This is a genomic window from Variovorax sp. GW821-FHT06D12, assembly GCF_059419205.1.
Genome location: NZ_JBWKRI010000001.1, coordinates 614041 through 634974 on the forward strand (window position 1 = coordinate 614041; position 20934 = coordinate 634974).

The following is a 20934-nucleotide window of genomic DNA, read 5'->3' on the forward strand; positions in this document are numbered from 1 at the left end:
ACGCTATAATCTAAGGCTTGTTCCTCGATAGCTCAGTTGGTAGAGCGCCGGACTGTTAATCCGTAGGTCCCTGGTTCGAGCCCAGGTCGAGGAGCCATCACAAAGCCGCAAGGCCTCTGGAAGGCCCGCTACTCACAAGGTAGCGGGCCTTTTCATTTGTGAGACGGCCGTCGAACGAAGACGTGCGCCAAGCGATGGAAAGAAATCGCCCCGCGCACTTCGATTGGCAAAAATTGAGGGTCGCCGTTCAGAACGGCGATTCCATTGAATATAATTGAAGGCTTGTTCCTCGATAGCTCAGTTGGTAGAGCGCCGGACTGTTAATCCGTAGGTCCCTGGTTCGAGCCCAGGTCGAGGAGCCACCATTTGCTGAAGGCCCGTTCCTCACAAGGTAACGGGCCTTTTCGCTTTCTGCGCCACACATCGGCCTTCCGCCGCGCGGCACGCGGGCCTGTCCGACACGGCCGCCCCGCCCTGCGTGCAAAACTCCCTCTTTGTTAATGACTTGTGCTGCCCTGCCCCGGGCAAACCCGTGCACGCGACGCGCCGCTCAGGCGTTGTTTGAGCTCAGTCATTCACAAATAACAACCATCAAGGGCATCACGATGAAACTCACAAGAATTCTTCTGGCCGCCGCCGTGGCCGCCGCCACCTTGCCCGCCGTGGCGCAGGTGTCGGTCAATATCAACGTGCCCGGCCTGATCCAGGTCGCGCCGCCCGCACCGCGCTACGAACCCGCGCCCCGGCCGCGCAGCGGCCAGGTCTGGGTGCCCGGCCATTGGCAGTGGAACGACCGCGCCTACGCATGGCGCCCCGGCTACTACGTGGCGGCCCGCCCCGACTACGCCTACGCCCCGGGCGGCTGGGTGCGCGCCGACGGCGGCTGGCGCTGGCGCGAAGGCGACTGGCGCCGCGCCGAGCGCCGTGAGGAACGCCGCGAAGACCGCCACCACCGTCGCCATGACCACGACCGCTACGACCATGACGACGATCACCGCGGCGGCGGCCACTGCCCGCCCGGCCAGGCGAAGAAGGGACGCTGCTGATAGCAGGAGCAGCTTGCGCGCCTGCTGACGCACAAGCCCTCAGTTCACCGTCACCCTGAATCGCACGCTGCCCGTGCCGCCGGGCGCGAGTTGCCCGGTGAACTTCCAATCCAATGGCCCCGTTCCGCCCGGCGCTTGCGTGGCCGCGCACGCCACGGCCGGCGCAGGCAATGCATTGGCCGGCGTGCGCTTCATGCATGCGGTCAGCGTCGCCGGGGTCGCGCCTTCCTGCGAGGCGACGAAGCTGGTGTAGACCGGCGTGACGTCGCTCACCGTCAGGCCGCTGATCGGCGTTGCGCCGTTGTTGGTGTAGGTGATGCGGTACTCGAGCGTCTCGCCCGACTTGGCTTCGTTGTTGAGCCCGAAGTCGCCGTTCTTCGTCAGGTTGCGCACTTCCTTCTTGAGCTCCAGCGCCGTGCTCGACACGGTCGTGGTGTCGAGCACGAGGTAGCTCGCGCTCAACGCGGGTGATGCGTTCGTGAACACGAAGCTCGCCTGCACCGAGCGCTTGTCGTTGTAGCCGGCGAGCGCGCTGGCCGGAATGAACTCCTGCACCACCACGCACAGGTTCTGCCCCGTCGTCACGGGCCGGGGCACCGCCGGCGGATAGAGCACCGCGGCGCCGGCCTGCAAGGCGCCGGTGCAGCCCGGGTCGTCGAAGATCTTGGCGCTCCAGCCTTCGATCGGCGGCGTGGCCACCGCGCCGGCCACGCCGAAGCTCACCGTCCCGCCGGTCTGCGCCACGAAGGTGTGTGCGTGGCTGACGCTGCTGCCGGGCGAGCCGGTGCGGGCGCTGTCGGCGCCGAAGCGGTTGAGGGCCACGTCGCCGAAGTTCAGCTCGCCGGCCCGGGCTTCGTTCCACGCAAAGGCGATGTGGTCCGGCGCCCCCGCGGCGGTGCGCGTGTAGGTGTAGGTCCGCCCGCCCACGGCCACGCCCGTGCCGGAAGGCAGCGGCGTGGCGCCGACCGACGCCCCCGTGGACAGATGGCCCGCCGGCGTCACCTCCTCGACGCACAGCGGATCGCCATCGGACGGCGACGACGGCTGCGACGGCACCTCCAGGCGGTAGTGGCCCGAGCCGTCGGTCACGGCCGTGGACCACACGCCCGCCGCACAGTTGGTGAGCCGCATCCGCACGCCCACGAGCCCGGCTTCGCCGCCGTTGGCCACGCCGTCGTTCGGCACGCCCGCGCCGCTGCCGTTGTCGTTGAAGACGCGGCCGGTGATGGCATGCGCATCGCTGTTGACGAAGGTGCATTCAAGGTCCGCTCCGGCCACCATCCACTCGGCAGGAATCTTCAGCACATTGCCGGCCAGCACCACCGGCGGCGCCGACGCGGCCGCTGCGGCCGGGCTCGAACCCGACACCCCGCGAATGGGCGACGGTGCGATGACGTCCTTCAGGTCGCGGCAGCTGGCGCTCACCGGGTTCACGGGCCAGCCGGCAGGCGACGTTTCGGTGATGGTGACCGGCACGCCCACCTTGCCGGTGATCGTCTGCGCACCGATACCCCGGCCCGGCGCGCTGACCGTGATGGTGTCGCGGGCCACGCTCAGGCCCGACAGCGCAAAGTCGAAGCGATGGGTGCCGGAACCGCTGATCACTTCCTTGACGATGCGAAGTTTCGGAGGCAAGAGGACCGCGACCGGCCCCGTCGAGTCATCGCAGAGCGCTTCGTTCGGCACGGTGGTGCAAAGCGGATCCCCACCACCGCTCAGGTTGATGGAGTTCGTACCACCCAGCGGCCCGACGGCCGTGGCGTCGACGTGTACAGGAATCTCGACAGAGAAGCCACCGGGCATGACACCCGCAGCCACACTGCAGCGGACGACCATGGAGCCGGCGGGGGAACAACCGCTCAGGACACCCGTGGTATTGATCGCGACCAGCACGGGCGGCCCAGCCAGTGTGATGCCCTTGGGCAAGACGTCTTCGAGCACGAGCGGCGCTGTGGTCGCTGCAAAATCCACAACGACGTCGACCACGTAGAGCTGCCCCGGCGCCCCGACAATCAATGGGTGGGGCCTCGAATACTTGAATCCCCGGATGCGCGGCCCAGCAACCGATGTGATTGTCGTGCTCGCGCATGGACCGACACCGTTGCACGCGGGGTCCCCGCCCCCCACGGCCGTTGCCGCGTTGATCACGCGCGGCCTCGCAGCCGGCAGAGGCGTCACCGGGATGACGAACGACGCGGACGTTGCCATGCCCGCAGGCACCGTGCACGTCACGACCTGCCCGGCCCTGCTGCACCCCGAAGGCAGCGTGCCGATCGTCAAGGAGACCGGGAAGGTGTCGGTGATGACAGTGTTCGCCGTCGTCATCCCGGCATTGGTGCTGCTCAGTTTCAGCGTGTAGCTGGCCGGCTCGGCAATGATGAACTGCGCCACATCAGCGATCTTTTCGAGTTTCAACGTCGCTTGAGACACCACGCGCGTGGGCGGCGTGCTCGCATCGCACGCCTCTGCTGGCGCCGTCGTACATGCGACATCCCCACCGCCGCTGAGATTCACCGTGTTCGTGCCGCCCGTTGCGCCCACGGCCGATGCGGCGACGTTCACAGGAATCCGTATTTCGAAGGTGCCGGGCGCGATGCCCGCCGCCACGCTGCAGTTGGTCGTGTTCGATCCCGAGGTCGGGCAACCACTCAGCACGCCGGTGGTCGTTCCCGCCACCAATGTCGGGGCCCCGCGCAGGGTGACGCCCGGCGGCAAGGTGTCCATCACCGAGATCGGCGCCGTGGTCGTGCCGCTGGCCACGGTAACGAGCACAGCGTAGAACTGGTTGGGCGCCCCCACCACCAGCGGGCTGGCGCTGACCGTCTTGGTCGAGGTGATGACGGGCGGAGACGCAGGGACCACCGGCGTGGTCACCGTGCTCGTGCACGCCCCCTTGGTGTTGCAATTGCGGTCTCCTCCGTCCAATGCCGTGGCCGTGTTGATCACCTCGGGCACGGCGGAAGGCAGGGGCGTCACCGGAATGACGAAGGACACGGACGATGTGAGCCCTGCAGGCACCAGGCAACCGATGTTCTGGCCTATTCGGCTGCACCACGGAGGAAGCTCGCCGATGGTCAGCGAAGGCGGCACTCTGTCCTCCACCAGCGCATCGCCAGTGGTCTCGACGCCATTCGTGCTCGTCAGCGTGAGTGTGTAGCTGGCGGGCTGGCCCACGACCCATGGGGCTGCGCTGGCTTCCTTCTTGAGCGCCAACTGGGGGTCTGGCGCCACGAAGCACACCACGTTGTCCGACCCATTCGGCTGACCGTAGCTTGGCTCGTTCGAGAGCGTGACGGAAGACACGGATGTTCCCGAAACATAGGCCCATGCAGAGGCTCCAGAACTGGCTGTCGCCCCCTCAAGATTGCCGTCTGCATCGATTTTTACCGGCGCAAGGCTACCCATCTGTGCGGTCGCTGGACCGGGGGCAGGCGTCGTGATCTCCGCCGCAGTGAACGGATAGTGATTTCCGTTGACGGACACCACCATCTTCTCGCACCCATCTGCTGGGTTGCAGTTGAGCAGGTAAGTTCGAACGCTCACGTTCTTCACCGGCACAGAAAAGTTGAACGTGCATGCCTCCCGCACGTTGGGCTTTCCCAGCCGGAGATAAGTACCCCATGCGAACTTGTCCTCCACCCCGCATACGCCCTCCGTGGTGACAGCGATGCCCCCGTAGGTCCCGCTCTTCCATAGACAGAACTCTGCAGCCGTGGCCTGCGTGCCGATCAGGAGCGAGGTCAGTGCCAGAAAGAGGACGCCGCGCAAGGCATGAAAGAAGTGCGCCACGCCTCTCGCAAGTGCCATCGCACGCGTCCGCACGGGTAGGCAGCGAAGCGCCGTCGCGCAGCGCATCGAATCAGTTTTTTGCATTTTCATTGGCCATTCCTCCGCGACTTCATCGATCGGTCCGCTCGTCTTTCACGGGGGCTGCTGCGCCCGCCGACGCGGCACCCAGCGCCGTCTCGTCGAACTTGAAACGCAGCCGGATGTATGCGCCCTTGCTCGTGTAGTCGTTGGCCGCCAGGTCGCGGTCTTTCAGGCCCACGAAGTTGTAGCCCGCCGACACCCACAGGTCCTTCATGACCTGGTAGCCGACTTCGATGCCCAAGGTCTTCTGCAGGCCGCCGCCCTTGCCACGCAGCAGGCCGGCCTGCACGCCCAGGTCCCAGCTGTCGTTGAGGTCTTGCGTGTAGCGCGCCTGCAGCAGTTGCGCCCAGTAGGTGCTGCGCAGCAGGCCGTCGTCGGCGCGCGACCACTTGGCGGCGTAGCGCCCGTTGATCACGGTGCCGGGGCGCGGGTTGTAGTTGAGGTGGGCCGAGACGATGTCGGCGCTGGTGCGCCCGGGCAGCGCTGCGCTGCCGTTGCCCGCACCGAAGACGCTCGCGCCGTCGAGTGCGCCGGTCGAACTTCCGGTGCCGGTGACGCGCTCGGAACGGCGCTCGTAGCGCAGGAGCGCGTTCCAGCTGTCGGTGTCCACCGGGCGGTAGGCCAGGCCGAGCTGGTGGCGCGCCAGGTGGTGCGCGTTGCCGGCGTTGGCGCCCTGCCCTTCGCTGGCGCTCATCACGCTGCGCGCCAGCAGGCTCCATGACGCATCGATCTTGAAGCCGAAGCCCGCGCTGAACAGGCGCGTGTCGGCGTCGTCGCCGTGGCGGCCTTCGAGGATGCCGCTGGCCTTGATGCGCGCGTCGGTGTATTCCACGCCGCCGGTGATGGCGGTGGAGTCGCCCGCCAGGCCGCTGGCGTAGCCGGTGCCGTTGTTGCCGCTGTTGCGCAGCCCGCCGATCTGGCGCGTGTGCTCGACGCCGCCGGTCAGGCGCCAGTGGTCGTCGACCCTGAAGGTGTTGCGCACGCCCGTGGCGGCCTGCGCGGCGCGCCCGTCGAGGCTGTCGGCCAGGCGGTACTCGCTGTACACGCGCCCGCCGTCCATGTAGGCGCTCTCGATGCCCAGGATGCCCACGTTGTTCGACTGCCCCGCGTTCAGTTCGTACGGCCCGTAGAGGCTGGAGACCAGTTCGTAGCGGCCGTACAGGCGCGTCTTGTCGGTGACGGCGTAGTTGCCGCCCACGGCGAGCACGTGGCGGTCGGACTTGCGGAGGTCCTGCTCGCCTTCGACGAACACGTTGGCTTGCGGCACGCCCGGCACCTGCGCCGACAGGCGGGCGCGCACGGTGGTCAGGTTGTCGTCGTTGGCGTTGGCCTGGGTGCCGGCGTTGGCCGCCGCACCGAGCGCGGTGACGTTGTTGGCGGCCACGCCGCTGCCGAGGTTGCCGCTGTAGGTGGAGACCTGGCCGTAGTCGAAGCCCGAGCCGCTGCCCAGGCCGGTGCCGTTGTGGCCGTGGCGCAGGCCGAACTCGCCCACCAGTTGCTCGCCGAACTTTCTCTGCACGCTGGCGGTGATGCCGCGGCGGGTGCCTTCGCGCAGGGCGTCCTGGCCGTAAAGCAGTTCGCCGCGCAGCGCGGTGGCGGCGTCGAGCCGGTACTCGGCGCGCGCCGAGGCTTCGGTGCGCCCGGCCGAGAAGCTCGCGCCGGGGTTGTCGAAGCCGGTGCTGGTCTTGCTCGCGAGCGCGGCCACGGCCAGGTCTTCGCCCTGGTGGCGCAGCTCGACGCGGGCGCCGCTGCCCTTGCCGTTGCGGTCGGAGTCGGTCTGCACCCATTCGCCGGCGACGGTGGTGTGCTCACCCAGGCGCACCATGGCGGTGACGGCGCCGAGCTTGCGGCGGTTCTCGGGGTTCTCGTCGATGGCCGCGACCACGCCGACCTGCAGGTTCTTAGCCACCTTGAGCTGCACGTCGGCGCCGGCCACGGTGAACTTGGGGCCGCCTGCGTCGACCTCGTAGGTCACGCGGATCGACTGCGGGTTGAGGTTCGCATCGACCGACGCGATGGCGCGCGTGAACAGCAGGCGGCGCGTGAGCGGCTCGACGGTGTAGTCGACGAAGCGCGTCACGGTCGAGCGCTGCAGCACGAGGTCAGGCTGGTTGCGGTCACGCACGACGATCTCGACCTGCTCGCTGTTCTCGACGAACTCGCCGCCCCGGGCGCCCAGGTAGTACGGGCCCGAGGTGCCGACCGCGCGGAACTCCTCGACCTGCTGGGTCTGCGCGGTGCGCGAGGCGTAGGTGGTGGTGCGCACCTCGCCGTCGTCGTAGACGTGCTTGAGGCCGGTGAGCGAGCGGCTGACCTGGCTCAGGCTGCGCACCTCGGTGCTGCTGGCGGTGCTGAAGTCGCCGTACAGCAGGTAGGAGCGGTTCTTGTCGATGCGCACGTAGAGCTTCTGCGTGCTCTGGGCGTCGAAGCCCTTCGCGGATGAGTCGCCGTACACGGGGTAGAACTCGTCGGGGCGGATGTCGCGGAACAGGCGGTCCTTGCGCGTCTTGTCGGAATCGTAGGCGGCGGTGAGCAGGTAGTCGCCCTTGACGGCCCCCTTGAAGAAGAAGGCAGCGCGCGCGGCCGCGCGGCGCTTGTCGTTGCCTTCGTCGGCCAGGCCGGACAGCTCGGCTTCGAAGGCCGCGCCCGCGGGCATCGCGCCCAGCGGCACCTGGCCGCGCTTGGTGAAGTCGAGCACGCCTTCGACGATGCCCACGCCGATCATCGGGCGCAGCTCGGGCAGCAGCGCCAGGCGCGCCTCGGCCGTGAAGCTCGCGGCCGTCACGCGCAGGCGGGCGTCGCCGGGTTCGCCGGGCGGCAGCAGGCGGAAGTCGGCCACGCCACCGTCCATGAAGACCTGGGTGCCCGGCTCGGCGGGGTTGAGGTCTTCGTCGAGCCAGCGGCCACGGTCGGTCTCGAGCGTGAGCTGCGTGCGCGCGGTCACGGGCACGCCGGCCGCGTCGGTCAGGCGGACCTTCACGACGACGGGCGTGCGCAGGTCGGCCTGCGCCGAGGCGGGCACGTCGATGTGGATGGCGCCGAGCTTGTCGGGCGCGGTGACGCTGATCTGCTGCGCTGCGCCACGCACGTTGCCGAACGGATCGACGGCTTCGAGCACCAAGCGGTTGACGCCGGGCCGCAGCACGATGCCGATGTATTCCCAGGCGCCGATCCGGCGGCTGGCCTGCTCGGTCTTCTTGCCGACACGGCGCTCCTCGACGCCCTGGCCGTTGACGCTCAGGCGCAGCGCCATGCCGGCTTCGCCCTTGACGCGCACGTTGAGCGAGGTCGAAGGCAAGGTGTCGCCATCGCGCAGGTCGATGAAGCCGAGGGCGTTGCTTTCGATGCGGGGCAGCAGGGCCTCGAGGTCGATGGGGCTGGGGACGGCTTGCGGCGGCGCCACCGCGGCGGTCGGCTGCGCAATGCCGCGGGACACGCGCATGCCGGAGAAAAGGCTGCCCACGGGGGATGCGCCATCCACCGCGGCGCCGCCGGTCGCCGCGCCGAGCGTGCTGCCCTGGCTGCCCGACGCGCCGCCGATGAAGCTGCTGGGCGACGCCGGTGCGGCGGGCATCGCGATCAGCGGCGCCGAGCTGGCCTGCGTGGTGCTGGTGCCGGTGCTGCCACCCGCACGCACCTCGCCGCTGGCAGGCAGCGCACGCCGGTCGCCCACGGGGACGATCCGGCCTTCGGGGTCCAGGCGCATGCGCACCTGGGCTTTGGCCTCGGTGTCGGGCACGGCGGCGATGGCCTCGCGCCGCGCGATGACGTCGCTCATCACCGCCGGTGCGTCGCAGTTGGCGACGACGAAGTTGGCCTTGTGGAACTCGCCCTTCTTGAGATCGACGAAGCGGCTGTCGGGGCGCCCGGCATTGCGGTTGTCGAGCGCTTCGAGCCGCGCGCCGGCGGGCAGCGTGGTGGCATCGAGCCGCAGCACGTGGGTGACGGGCTTGAGGCCGTACAGGCTCCACTTGCCTTCGACGTCGGTGATGACGTGCGTGCCGTCTTCCATGTACAGGCGCACGCCGGGCACGCCGATTTCGTCGGTGCCCTGCTGGCGGCCGTCGCGCCGGCAGTCCATGTAGACCTTGCCGAAGAGGAAGGCGTCGTCGGAGAACACGCCGCCGGTCACGCGCACGGTCCATTGGGCGAGGTTCGACTGCATGGGGCCGGAGCTGGCGCGGGCCCGGTTGACGGCATCGCCGTTCGTCGGTGCGCCGACACCGACGCGCACGCGGTAGCGCACTGCGGCGGACTGGTCGATGCCGAGCGCGAGACCCGGTTGGTTGAAGACCAGCCGCGGACCGGCCCCGCCCACGGGATCGGCCGTGGCCGCGCCATTGAGCCGCACGCTGCCGGCCACGTAGGCGAAGCCCGGCGGCAACTGGTCGGAGAGGCTGAGGCCGGTGACGGGAAAGCCGGTCTTGTTGGTGACGACCAGCGCGTAGTCGAGGAAATCGCCGAACTCGACCTGGCGCTTGCTGCCTTCCTTGCGCAGCACGAGGCCGAGCACGTTGCCCGGGTCGAGCGGGATGTGGTTGTGCACCACGTCGCAGGCCGCGCCCGAGGGCTCGAAACCGGCCTTGAGCGAGAAGTGGTGCGTGGTGGGCTCCGCGCCCTGCGGCGACGCAGCGTTCGGGACGATGGCGCCGCAGCGCTCGAAGGTCCCGGCCGTGGCGGGGATGAGCTGTGAGGGCGCCGCATAGGCACTGCCCGCGGGCGGCGCCGCGCCCAGCGCATAGGTGCAGCTGCCGGTGACCGGCGGCGACAGGAAATAGAACTGGTAGCCGCCGTCGGCGCCGGTGGTCATGGACAGGCTGCCATCGGCGTTGGCGCGGTAGACGCCGCTGCCGCCGCCGAACACCTCGGCCAGGGACATCGGCCGGGCAGCGCCGTCGCTGCACGACTGGCGGGTGAAGGTGACGACGGCACCGGCCACCGGTTGGCGGGTGACGGCGTTGTAGACCACGCCCTGCGGGTCGGCCAGCATCGAGGACGCGCTGCTGGCGCTCGCGGTGACGAGCGCGGCCGACGACGCAGGCGCGGTGTTCTGCTCGAAGGCGGCTGCCCAGGCCTTGTTGGTGAACGGCACGCGGACACCGTTGCTCGAAGGCTTGCGGGTGACGCGCACGGTGAATTCGATGTCTTCGCTCTGGCCGGGTGCCAGCGCGCGGCTGCCGTCGGTGAGGCCGAGCGCGGGCTGCATGGGCAGCCGGAACGGGTCGGCGCTGGCGGCGGCCTCGCGGTCGCAGGCGGCGCGGCCGGTGAAGCCGGATGCGATCTGCAGCACGCCGTGGCGCACCTTGGGCGCGCCGACGAGTTCCCAGGCGGCGACGAGGCCGTCGGGCTTGTCCATGTCGAAGGTGCAATCGAGGTTGTCGATCACACGCACGTTCGGCGCCGGGGCCGCGCCGGTGTTGCCGACCTTGAAGCGGTAGTCGAGTTCGTAGACGCCCTCTGCCATGCGGCGCGGCTGCGAGACGCTCTTCACGAGCGAGAGCACCGGCTGCTGCAGCTGCACCGGCGTGGGCGAGGTGTCGTTGCCGGGGTTGCCGTCGCCGTCGGCGTCGGGGTTGCTGCCGTTGACGGAGTCGTCGAAGACGGTGGGCGGGCCACCGGCAGCGAGCGCGGCCTGCGCGCGCACGGTGTTGAGCAGCGTGCCCGCGCGACCCGACACGTGGAAGCGCACATCGAAACGCGCGGTGAACTGGCCGCCCACGGGCAGCACCGCGCCGGGTGAGAGCAGGTCCTGCGCGGAGGCCGTGCCGTTGAACGCGGCGTTGACAGCCGCCACCGTGCCCGCCACGCCATTGCCCGAACCGCCGACGATGGCCAGGGTTCCGGGTACCACGGCGTACTGGCGCGCGCCCGGCACCGCAGCGGTCGTGCGGGTGCCGAACTGCGTGGCGCCCTGCCCTTCGAGCACGTCGGCCAGTTGCACGCCGTGCAGCGCGGTCGTGCCGTAGTTGCGCACGTGGACGTCGAAGGTGACGGTGGCCGTGCCGTCGGGTTGGCCGTCCGCGCCGCGGTGCATGCGCGGCGTGGAGGCGGCCTTGGCGACGCCGATGCGGCCCTGGCCTTGCGGCGGCGCCATCGCGATCACCACCGTGTTCGACGGCGACGCGGCAGGTGCGACGCCGTCGTTGTACTGGCTGTGCGCGGTGTTGCGGATATCGCCGGTGTGATCGGCCTTGACCTGCACCGCGAACTGCATGGCGATGGAGGCATTGCGCGCGAGGGCTGTGGGCACGCCGATGGCCACTTCGATCGCCGCGCCGTCTTCGGCGGTGCGGTAGCTGAAGTCGGCGTCGCCGGGCATGCGGAACAGGCGCACCGCGCCGGCCGCCGTGCTCTGCAGGCTGCCAGCGAGGTAGCGGGTGCCCGTGGGCACGAGGTCGCGCAGCAGCAGCAGGCTGCGCGGGCTGCCGTTGACGAGCACCTGCGTGCCGGTGGGCGCGGCCGCGCCGCCGGGCTGCGCGTCGCGCGCGCCGGTGTTGGTGCCCGAGATGCTGAAGTCGATGCGCGTGCTGCCGGGCACGACGGCCCCCGCATGGCTGGCCGACTTGACGAGCGCGAGCACGGCGACGCTGCCCACATCGACCGTGTCGCGATTGCTCGCGCTCGCGCCCTGCAGGGTGGTGGTCGCGCTCAGCACCACGCAGGCGCTGCCGCTGGCCGCGGCGGGAATGGTGGCCTGCACCAGCAGTTCGGCCGTCTGGCCCGGCTCCAGCGCGAGCGTGCCGGCCGCACCGGGCAACAGCACGAGATCGGAGACGTCGACGACGCCGTTGTGGTTGGCGTCGCGCGCCACGCGCAACGCCGACAGGTCGAGCCCGTCGGCCGGGCAACCCGCGCCGTCGTTGACGAGCCCCAGGGTGTAGCGCGAAGCCACGTTGCCTATGTTGGTGAGCAGGTGGCTCAGCGTGACGACGGTCCCCGGCGGGCGGTTCACGCGCTGGTCCTGCGTGAGCGACAGCGCCTCCACCGGCAGCACGCTGGCAGTCACGGCATTGGAGATGGCCGTCTCGCTGCGGTCGAGGCCGGCCGGGACGTAGGTGCCCGTCGCGATGCTGCGGATCACGACGCCGCCGGGCGCGGGCGCCGCTTGCGCGACCGGTGCAAAGAGCATGGCGAGTGCGAGGCCGAAGACCGCCATCGCGCTGCGCGCGAGCGCCCCGCAGCCCCACCACCGAGGCACGCCGGCACGCGAAGAAGAAAGAAGAAATGGCACGCGGTGAACCTTCCCTCGCACCTCCCGCTGCGGGAGACACGTCAAACAGTCGAAGAACTCTTTCCTCTGCCGCCTCGAGGGCTGGCAAGGCACGGCTTGCATGCAGCGATGTGCGTGAAAGCGGCAGGGGAAACAGGCGAGGCGCCGGGGATCAACCCGGGCCTCGCGGGAAACGGCCGACGGTCCTTGCAGGACCGTCGGCGGCGCCGATGTCAGATCAGGGGTTGATCTGCACGGCGAAGGTCAGCGTGACCTTTCCACCCGGGGCCACGGTGTTGGCCGAACTGCCGCAGCTCACCGCGGTGGCGGTCGATGCAAAGGCCGGCGGCGTCGTACCGCCAATGCCCGGCGCTTCGCACTGCAATGCAGGCTGCTTCGCGCTCAGGACGGTGTACGCCGGCAGTGCGTCGTTGATGGCGATGTTGGTCACCGGCACGATGCCTTCGTTGGTGGCAACAACCTGGTAGACGATGCACTGGCCGGGCTTCAGCTGCAGCGACGTTGCCGCGAACGCGGTGTCCGCCACGCCGTCACAGGTCGCGTCGGCCGCCTGCGTCTTGAGGACGCGGATCTGGCCGGTGATCACGGCCGTGATGTCGGTGGCCGAAGGCGTACCGCAGTTGGGGGCCGGGTCGGTGAAGGTGGCCGTCACCGTCGTGGTGTTGCTGACACCCGCGCTCACGCCGCCAGGCGCGAACACACGCACCAGCAGCTTCTGCGCCGCACCGGCCGGCAGGCTTGCCAGCGGACCATTCACCGGCGTGTCGCCAGCGTCGATCTGTCCGTCGCCGTTGACGTCGAGGTAGACCGTGGTGGTCCAGCCTTGCGCCGCATCCGCCGCGGGCACCGTGGCGGTCAGCGTGTACGCGCCGCAGCTCTGGGCACCGATGTTGGTCAGCGTGTGGGCATACACCACGGTGCCGCCGGGTGCGACCTGGCCGTTGTTGTTCGGCGTGAGCGAGGCGCCCAGCTGAAGGGCCGTCGAGGTCACCGTCACGGCGTCGGTCTTGACGTCGGAAGCGATGCCGCCGGTCGAGGCCACCGCAGTGGATTGCACCTTGAAGTAGATCTTCACTGCAGTGACTGCGGCTTGCGAGGAAGGCGGCGTGACGCACGCTTCGACCGCCTGCTGCCCCCCGGCGATGACCGCGAGGTTCGAGATGGCCGGCGATGCACAGGTGCCGCCAAACGCCACGAACTTGACCGTCCAGCCTGCCGGCAGCGCGCCCGGGAAACCGGTCGTCTGGCTGGCGGCAAGGTTGTAGGTCGCGTCGATCACGTCATGGTTCTTCACCCACAGCGTGAAGACCGTGCCGGTGCCGGCGCCCGTGTCATGAACCTGCGTTGGCAACGGGCTGGGGCCCGCGCCGAGGTCGCCGTTGGCGACGCTGCCGGTGCCAGTACCAATCTTCGTGTTGGTCAGGTCGACCAGGGTCTCGATCACGCGCTCGAGGCGGTCTTCGGTCGCATCGATCTTCGTGTTGTCGTTCACGGAGCGACCGAGCACCGTGGCCACGTAGGCGCCGCCCACCGTGCCCGGCGGCAGTTGCACCTGCGTCACGATGTTGAGGCTCACGCTGGCTGGAATCGGGCCTGTGTCGGGCACGCCGTCGCCGTTCGTGTCCAGCAGCGGTGCGCCGCTGTCGGCCGCGAAGAACTGGAAGCTCGTGCCGGCCGGGAAGGTGCTGGCGGAGATCGACAGGTTCACGGCATCCGAGGCGCCGCCCGTGTTGAACACGGTTTGCGGGAAACGGACACTGCCGCCTGCGACGGCCAACTGCCTCGTGGTCAGATCTTGCCCGGCGGGGTTCGGTGTGCCGGGTGTCGCGTCGAGGGCCGTTGCAGCCGTGGACGGGTTGGAACCCACCACGATGCCGAAACGCGCCAGGACGGTGTACGCCGACGGGTTGGAGGTCGAGCCGACCGTGCCGATCAACGCCGCGGTCACGCCGGCCGGCGCGGTCGCGGGGTTGTAGCGGGCCACGTTGGTGGTGGTCGACGTACCGACCGCCGCGGTGCTGTTCACCAGCACCACGAAGCTCAGCGTTTGCGTCACGTTCGGGCTCAGCGAAGCCACCACGGCATTCAGCGTGTTGCCGGTCACCTGGAAGTCGATGCCCGACGGATCACCGCCCGCACCGTCACCCAGCGCCGTACCCGACGCACCGCTCCACACGGCCGAACCGGTGACGTAGGTCAAACCTGCAGGCAACACGTCGGACAGCGCGAACTTGCCCGGTGCGCCGCCCGTGTTGTTGAACGTGAGGGTGTAGACCGAGTACTGGCAGTTCGCGTTCGACGCGAGACCCGCCGTCCAGCTCGTGGCCGTGCAGGCAGCGGAAGAGCTCGGCCCACTGGCCGGCGCGGTCGGCCAGACGCCGTTGCCCGGCGCTGCGACCGACGGAGTGCCGATGACCTTGGTGAGGTTGAACACCGCATCGGTGGCCAGCTTGACCTCGTCCTTGTCGGCCGCCGAGGTGTTCGGCGCGGTGTACAGCGCCGGGGTGCCCGGGGTGGCGGTGATCGTTGCGGCATCGAAATTGCCGGCGCCGGTGGCCGAGCCCGGGATCGTGTAGGCCACGACGAAGCGGAATGCGCCGTTGTTGCCGGGCACGCTCTGCGCCGGGGTCACCGTGCAGACGTTCGCATCGGTCGCTGAACAGAGCGCCGTCGTGCTGTCGGGCAGCCCGTTGCCGTCGGCATCGGCAAAGACCTCGACGCGCGAGAACTTGCCCGCATCGGCCTTGACCGCGAGAGCAAAGGTGTCGACGCCATTGCCGGTGTTGGTCAGCACGTGAGGCGCATAGACCGTCGCGCCGGCGGCACCGGACTTGGTGTTGACGATGGTCGTCGTGACCTGGTTGACGCTGTCGAGCGTGAACGAGCCCACCTGGAGAACGGTGGTCTGCACCAGGTTGGAGGTCGCGACCTGGGTCGTCCCGGCGGCGTCCGAATAGCTGGCGGACGCCTGGTTGCCGATGACGGTGTTGGCGGGCGGCGACGCGGCAAATGCAGCCGGGCTTCCGAAAAGGAAGCCCAGCGTCAACGCTGCGGCGCCTGCCCAGGGCGCGCACGGCTTGCAGCCGCTGGCGCGTTGGGTTGGCTGGGTGGGAATCACGTAGTTTTCTCCTCTGTTGTCGATGAACGGGAACACGAAAGAACCTGGTCGGTACGTTTCGACGGGCGAACGCGTACCTGCCGACTGGCACTCAGAAACAAGAGATCGATGGAAAAGGCGGGCGCCCTCGCCTCGCGCAGCGCGCGAGGGGCGGCGCGGCCTTTACTTGCCGCGCGGGGGCGGCGTGGCGGGCGTGGGAGGCACAGCCGTTGGCGGCGCGACGGTTTCGACCTTGGCGCGCGCGCTCACGGCGAGGCTGCCGTTTGCGGGCAACTGGCCCAGGCTCCAGCGCAGCATGCGGTACTCGCTGTAGGGAACGGGTTCGGTCTTGCCGCCGGGCAGTTTGCGAACGAGCGGCTCGGGCTCGAAGACGGCGGTCTTGGTGGCGGCTTTCACGAGGCTGGCACCTGGCTTGGCGCTGCGCGGCAGGTATTCCAGCCCCTCGGGGATCGGCAGATCCGCCACCAGCCCCTTGACCGGTTTGCCCGTGTTGTTGGTGTAGGTGGCCTTGTATTCGATGACGTCACCCGGCTTGATGGTGGCCGCGTCCTGGAACTGTTCATTGCCGTCGGGCCCCCTGACCACCTTCGACTGGGCGAGGACGACGGTCACGGCCTGGGCCGCGACAGGTGCGCGCGGCGCCTCCAGCGAAGCGGTGGGTTGCGCGAACGCGACGGTCGCGGCGCCTGCGGCAAGCAGGGCCAGGCCCGCGCGGATCAGCGGGTGGACCGCCCCTGCGCGGCCTCGCGACGACGACAAGAACAAGTCCCATGTGGATGCTGTCATTCAAACCCCAATTAACAATATTTGAAATTCACGCGCAAAATTTGCAATCAACTTCTTATTACAACCAAATAGCCAACATTGCTTGCAATTGAAGGCAATCGGCCACTTAGATTTTTGCGTACTGAATTCTTATGTCTCGGGGCTTTTATGGCAATCAAACAAAAGAACAGAGGATGCGCAAATGAGACATATTGAACAAACAAAATGCGTCCACCATTTCTTTCGACCTGAAGCCCCCTCAATTGAAGCTTTCAAGCTTCTGGGAGAGTCAAAACAATTGAGATCGAATGACAACAATAGCAACCCCAGGCGCAATCCCTATTCATGAAATAATATTTTCAATTAATTCAAACTCATAGAATTAATTTGAAACCGCTCATTCGATGCGGCACAAGAAATTATTCATCGATGAATTTCGGAGAAATCCCAGCGCCCAAGAAAATATCTAACTCACAGAAAATCTCGTAAAGATGAGTGCTTGTCCACCCGTTTTCCATCACTCATTCACGTCGTCTCGAATCACAGGCTCTTGATTTCAATTCAGGCGTTCTACTGATTGAATCCAGAGATTTCACGGCAATTCCTCGCTGCACCCGTAGGGCCATAATTGGCCAATCTGGCCAGAATCCCCTACACTCGCGCCCCATGGCTCTCCTCTCGCCCCGTCGATACCCTGCGCGCGCAGCCCTGCCCATGGCAGCGGCCGGTCGTCGTGTGGGCGCCGTCGTCGCGGCGGCCACGTCGGTCCTCCGACGCACGTCCGCACATTCCTGAGCCCGGCGGTCCGCTACCTTCTTCTTGATGCGCACACCTTGACCGCCGGGCACCACACCGCGCGGTAGCGACCCTGTCTGTTGGAACGGCGGGTTGCGTTCATCTGGAGTGCTTCATGCTTTCAACCGTTCACGGGGAGCGCACGCTCACCGAACTCGATTACGTCCGTCTCAGCAAATTCGCGGACACGCCTCTTCCCCCGGCCTTGGTCGATCTGCTCGACACGGCCGACATCCTTCCGTCACGGGAAATGCCCTCGGACATCGTGACGATGTACACCCAGGTGGAAATCGAAGACCTGCCCGCCGGACAGCGGCAGAAGATCGTGATCTGCTATCCCGCCGACGCGAACCCGACCACGGGCTTCATCTCGGTGTTCTCGCCCGTCGGCATCGGCCTGCTCGGCCAGAAGACCGGCGCGGTCGCGCGCTGGAAGACGCCCGGCGGCGGCGAACACAGCGCGCGCGTGATCGCCGTGCTGTTCCAGCCGGAAGCCAGCGGCGACTACACGACCTGAAAGTGCGCCGGTTCAGGCCGGAGGCCGGCGCCCCGCCGGCCGGTCAGTGCTGCAGCACGCCGGCGACGCCGGGGCCCCTGCTCTTCGCACTGTCGATGGTCGCGCTGACGGAACTCGTGTTGACCGCCAGCGCCACCAGCACCGCCCCCACGAACGACGGATCGGCGCTGCCGCTGTAGCCCGACGCCCCGGCAATGGCCAGGGCCTGCGCCACCTGTTGCGTCGTCAGTTCGACGGCGGCTTCTCCCACGATATTCCTCTTCTTTGTGGCCATCTGAAAACTCCTGCGAATGGAGTTCGGACTGTAACCAAGCCCCGACAAGCGCCACAAATGTTCCTGACCGTATGACTTTCGACACTGGCCCGCGCATCGGGCGGCCCGTATCGTCGCGCGGGCGCGGCGCCCGCCGGTGGGGCGGACGCCACATTGTTTTCATTTGACGGACAGGGACATGCCTTTTTCCAAACTCTCTCTCGCCAGCGCACTCGCGGGCCTGCTCGCGCTTTCCGGTTGCCAGACCATGGACATGCAGATGGGCGCTCCGGCGGCCAAGACCACGGCCACGGGCAGCGCCGCCGGCGGCGCCACCTCGGGCGAGAGCAGCCAGCTCGAACGCTGCGACTCGCCGCTCGGTACCGTCTCGCTGATCGAGAACGTCAATGCCGGCTGGTACACCATCCTCACCGGTGAATACCGCCTGCCGCCCACGGCCAACCTGCTGCGCCTGCTGGTGCAGCAGTCGAACTGCTTCGTGGTGGTGGAGCGTGGCGCGGCCGGCATGAACGCCATGACGCGCGAGCGCGCGCTGATGCAATCGGGCGAGATGCGCGGCGGCAGCAACTTCGGCCGCGGCCAGATGGTGGCCTCCGACTACGGCCTGTCGCCCGAGATCGTGTTCAGCAACAACGACGCCGGCGGCATCGGCGGCGCGCTCGGCGGCCTCGTGGGCGGCGGCCGTGGCCGCGCCATCGCGGCTGTGGGCGCCAGCCTGCAGACCAAGGAAGCCAGCGCGCTGCTGACGCTCATCGACAACCGCTCGGGCGTGCAGGTGGCTGCGGCCGAAGGCAGTGCCTCCAAGACCGACTTCGCAGGCTTCGGCGGCCTCGGTGGCCGCGGCGGGGCCGGCGGCATCGGCGGCTACACCAACACCGCACAAGGCAAGGTGATCGCCGCGGCCTTCATGGACGCCTTCAACCAGATGGTCCGTTCGCTGCGCAACTACAAGGCGCAGACGGTGCGTGGCCAGGGCCTGGGCGGCGGCGGCCGGCTGGGCGTGGACGGCGGCGCCGCCCCGTCGCAGACCTCGGCGCCGGGCGCCGCCCGCCCGCGCCGCAAGTAAGCGCGGCCGTCCATCGTCTTCGACGCGACCCGGTCCGGATATCGACCGGGTTCACAATTCATCCCTCTGGAGGTGAAACACGATGGATGGTTTGGAAGAGTCGGCGGAAGCAGCCAAGGGCAAGCTTGTTTATCCCTTTACGGAGCTTCCGCCACGCGGCAAGTCGATCGAGGTCGCCGACGGGGTCCACTGGATCCGCATGCCGCTGCCCTATTCGCTCGACCACATCAACCTGTGGGCGCTGGACGACGGCGACGGCTGGGCCGTGGTGGACACCGGCGTGCGCACCGAGGAAACCGTGGCGGTCTGGCGCGAGCTGTTCGCCAATTCGCCGGACACGCGCGGCCTCACCCGCGTCTTCGTGACGCACATGCACCCCGACCACGTCGGCATGGCCGGCTGGCTCACGCGCAAGTTCGGCGTGCGGCTGTGGATGACCCGCTCCGAATACCTCATGTGCCGCGTGATGGTGTCCGACACCGGCCGCGAAGCGCCAGACGACGCCATCGCCTTCTACCGCCGCGCCGGCTGGGGCGAGGCGGCCATCGAGACCTACCGCACGCGCTTCGGCAACTTCGGCAAGCACATCCACCCGCTGCCCGACAGCTTCCGGCGCCTGCGCGACGGCGAGGTGTTGCGCATCGGCGCGCACGACTGGCGCGTCGTCACCGGCAACGGCCACTCGCCCGAGCATGCGTGCCTGTATTGCCCCGACCTCAAGGTGCTGATCTCGGGCGACCAGATCCTGCCGCGCATCTCGTCGAACGTGTCGGTCTCGCCCGTCGAACCCGACGCCGACCCGATGGCCGACTGGCTCGCGTCGCTCGCCAAGCTCAAGCGCGAAGTGCCCGACGACGTGCTGGTGCTGCCCTCGCACAACGAGTGCTTCCGCGGCCTGCATGCGCGCATCGACCGGCTGCAGCACGGACAGGAGCGCTCGCTCGACCGCTTGCGCAACGCATTGAAGACGCCGAAGCGCGCCGTCGATGTGTTCACGAGCCTGTTCGCGCGCAGCATCGCCGAATCCGACGTGCCGTTGCTGGGCATGGCGACCGGTGAAAGCCTGGCCTGCCTCAACTACCTGCGCCACCGCGGCGAGATCGCGTGCGACATCGCCGACGACGGGGTGGCCTGGTACCGGCTGACATCCGCCGCCTGAGCGCCGGTCAGACCTCGAGCACGACCTTGCCGATGTGCCCGGCGCGCTCGAGGTAGCGATGGGCCTGCACCACGTCGTCGAGCGCGAAGCTCCGGTCGATGCGCACATGCAGCGAGCCATCGGCAAGGCCCGCATCGATGAAAGCCAGCGCGCGGCCCAATGCAGCCTCGTCGCGTGGCAACCCCATGGTGGCGGCCCCCGTGTGCTCCAGCACCTTGTAGACGTGGAAGCGCCAGCTCTTGCGGAACTGCGCAATCACCGGAAACCTGAATTCGGCGCCGCCCGACAGGCCATACAGCACATACCAGCCGCGATGCGCGACCACATCGCCGAGCCGCTCGACCTGCGCGCCACCCACGCCGTCGTACACCAGGTCGACACCGCGGCCTTCGGTGAGCGCCAGCACGCGCTCGACCACGTCTTCTTCGTCCGTCACGACCACATGCGTCGCACCCGCTTCCCGCAGCGCGTCGCGCTTGGCGGCCGTGCGCGTGACCGCGATGGCGACGATGCCCGCCACGCGCGCCATCTGCAGCGCCGCGATGCCGGTGCCCGATGAAGCCCCGGTGACGAGCATCACCTGGCCGCGCTGCAGCCGTGCCATCTCGAACATCGGAAAGTAGCCCGTGAGGTAGGCCATGTAGGCGCCCGCAGCCTGCGCGGTCGACAGGTTGGCGGGATACCGCACCACGTGCGCGGCCGGAAAGAGGATGCGGTCGCCGTAGGTCGGATACAGCCCCTGGCTCGCCCCCGGCAGCACCGCGACCCTGTCGCCCACGCGCAGCCCTTCGACGCCCTCGCCCACCGCCTCGATGACGCCGGCGGCTTCGTTGCCCAGCCCCGCCGGCAAGGTCGCATCTTCGATGTACAGGTTCTCGCGCCACAACGCGTCGGCCCGGTTCAGGCCGATGGCCTGCACCGCGATGCGCACCTCGCCAATGCCCGGCGCGGGCACCGCGACCTCTTCGAGCTTCAGCACCTCGGCACCACCGAATGCGTGGAAGCGAACCATCCTGCTCATGACAACTCTCCTTCTTTCTTGAATGACCGATGGCTTCAATCTAGAGGCCGCGGCGTCATCAAGGAAATCGAT

Annotated in this window: 10 protein-coding genes and 2 tRNA genes; 6 read left to right on the forward strand and 6 right to left on the reverse strand. The window is 68.3% G+C overall.

The genetic code is table 11. The annotated features are described in order from the left end of the window. The first annotated feature begins 21 nt into the window (after nt 1-21). From AC07SQ_RS02905 to AC07SQ_RS02915, 3 genes are all read left to right on the forward strand, one after another. Nucleotides 22-97 (forward strand) — tRNA-Asn (locus AC07SQ_RS02905). A gap of 189 nt (nt 98-286) precedes the next feature. Beyond that, nucleotides 287-362, forward strand: a tRNA-Asn gene (locus AC07SQ_RS02910). Between the two features lie 243 nt (nt 363-605). Beyond that, a complete protein-coding gene (locus AC07SQ_RS02915; RefSeq protein ID WP_062472450.1) occupies nt 606-1046 on the forward strand; it encodes a YXWGXW repeat-containing protein in 441 nt (146 codons plus the stop codon). 39 nt (nt 1047-1085) lie between these two features. On the opposite strand, the gene AC07SQ_RS02920 is transcribed toward AC07SQ_RS02915, so the two are convergent. From AC07SQ_RS02920 to AC07SQ_RS02935, 4 genes are all read right to left on the reverse strand, one after another. Beyond that, nucleotides 1086-4925 (reverse strand): prealbumin-like fold domain-containing protein, encoded by a 3840-nt coding sequence (locus AC07SQ_RS02920; protein ID WP_495270774.1) that lies wholly within the window; start codon nt 4923-4925, stop codon nt 1086-1088. A 19-nt stretch (nt 4926-4944) separates the two neighbouring features. Then, complete coding sequence (locus tag AC07SQ_RS02925) at nt 4945-12072, reverse strand: hypothetical protein (RefSeq protein ID WP_495270842.1); 7128 nt, start codon at nt 12070-12072, stop codon at nt 4945-4947. Nucleotides 12073-12364: 292 nt separating this feature from the next. Next, nucleotides 12365-15265 carry a hypothetical protein gene (locus tag AC07SQ_RS02930; RefSeq protein ID WP_495312999.1) on the reverse strand — a complete coding sequence of 967 codons (2901 nt, stop codon included), beginning with the start codon at nt 15263-15265 and terminating at the stop codon, nt 12365-12367. A gap of 162 nt (nt 15266-15427) precedes the next feature. Continuing rightward, nucleotides 15428-16051, reverse strand: coding sequence for a hypothetical protein (locus AC07SQ_RS02935; RefSeq protein WP_495270772.1), 624 nt, complete (start codon nt 16049-16051; stop codon nt 15428-15430). An 889-nt stretch (nt 16052-16940) separates the two neighbouring features. Here AC07SQ_RS02935 and AC07SQ_RS02940 point away from each other — a divergent pair. Next, nucleotides 16941-17342: a GreA/GreB family elongation factor gene (locus AC07SQ_RS02940; RefSeq protein ID WP_062472433.1), complete on the forward strand. Its 402-nt coding sequence runs from the start codon at nt 16941-16943 to the stop codon at nt 17340-17342. A 43-nt stretch (nt 17343-17385) separates the two neighbouring features. Here AC07SQ_RS02940 and AC07SQ_RS02945 read toward each other — a convergent pair whose 3' ends face one another. Beyond that, the gene (locus AC07SQ_RS02945) at nt 17386-17616 is read right to left on the reverse strand and encodes a hypothetical protein (RefSeq protein ID WP_062472430.1); all 231 of its coding nucleotides are present in this window, start codon (nt 17614-17616) and stop codon (nt 17386-17388) included. 178 nt (nt 17617-17794) lie between these two features. On the opposite strand from AC07SQ_RS02945, the gene AC07SQ_RS02950 reads away from it, so the two are divergent. Together AC07SQ_RS02950 and AC07SQ_RS02955 are read left to right on the forward strand one after the other, a co-directional pair. Further along, the gene (locus AC07SQ_RS02950) at nt 17795-18682 is read left to right on the forward strand and encodes a CsgG/HfaB family protein (RefSeq protein ID WP_095950180.1); all 888 of its coding nucleotides are present in this window, start codon (nt 17795-17797) and stop codon (nt 18680-18682) included. Nucleotides 18683-18764: 82 nt separating this feature from the next. Next, nucleotides 18765-19841: an MBL fold metallo-hydrolase gene (locus AC07SQ_RS02955; protein WP_307635671.1), complete on the forward strand. Its 1077-nt coding sequence runs from the start codon at nt 18765-18767 to the stop codon at nt 19839-19841. A 7-nt stretch (nt 19842-19848) separates the two neighbouring features. Here the strand turns inward: AC07SQ_RS02955 and AC07SQ_RS02960 are convergent, their stop codons facing one another. Beyond that, a complete protein-coding gene (locus tag AC07SQ_RS02960; protein ID WP_495270771.1) occupies nt 19849-20862 on the reverse strand; it encodes a zinc-dependent alcohol dehydrogenase family protein in 1014 nt (337 codons plus the stop codon). Nucleotides 20863-20934: the final 72 nt, after the last annotated feature.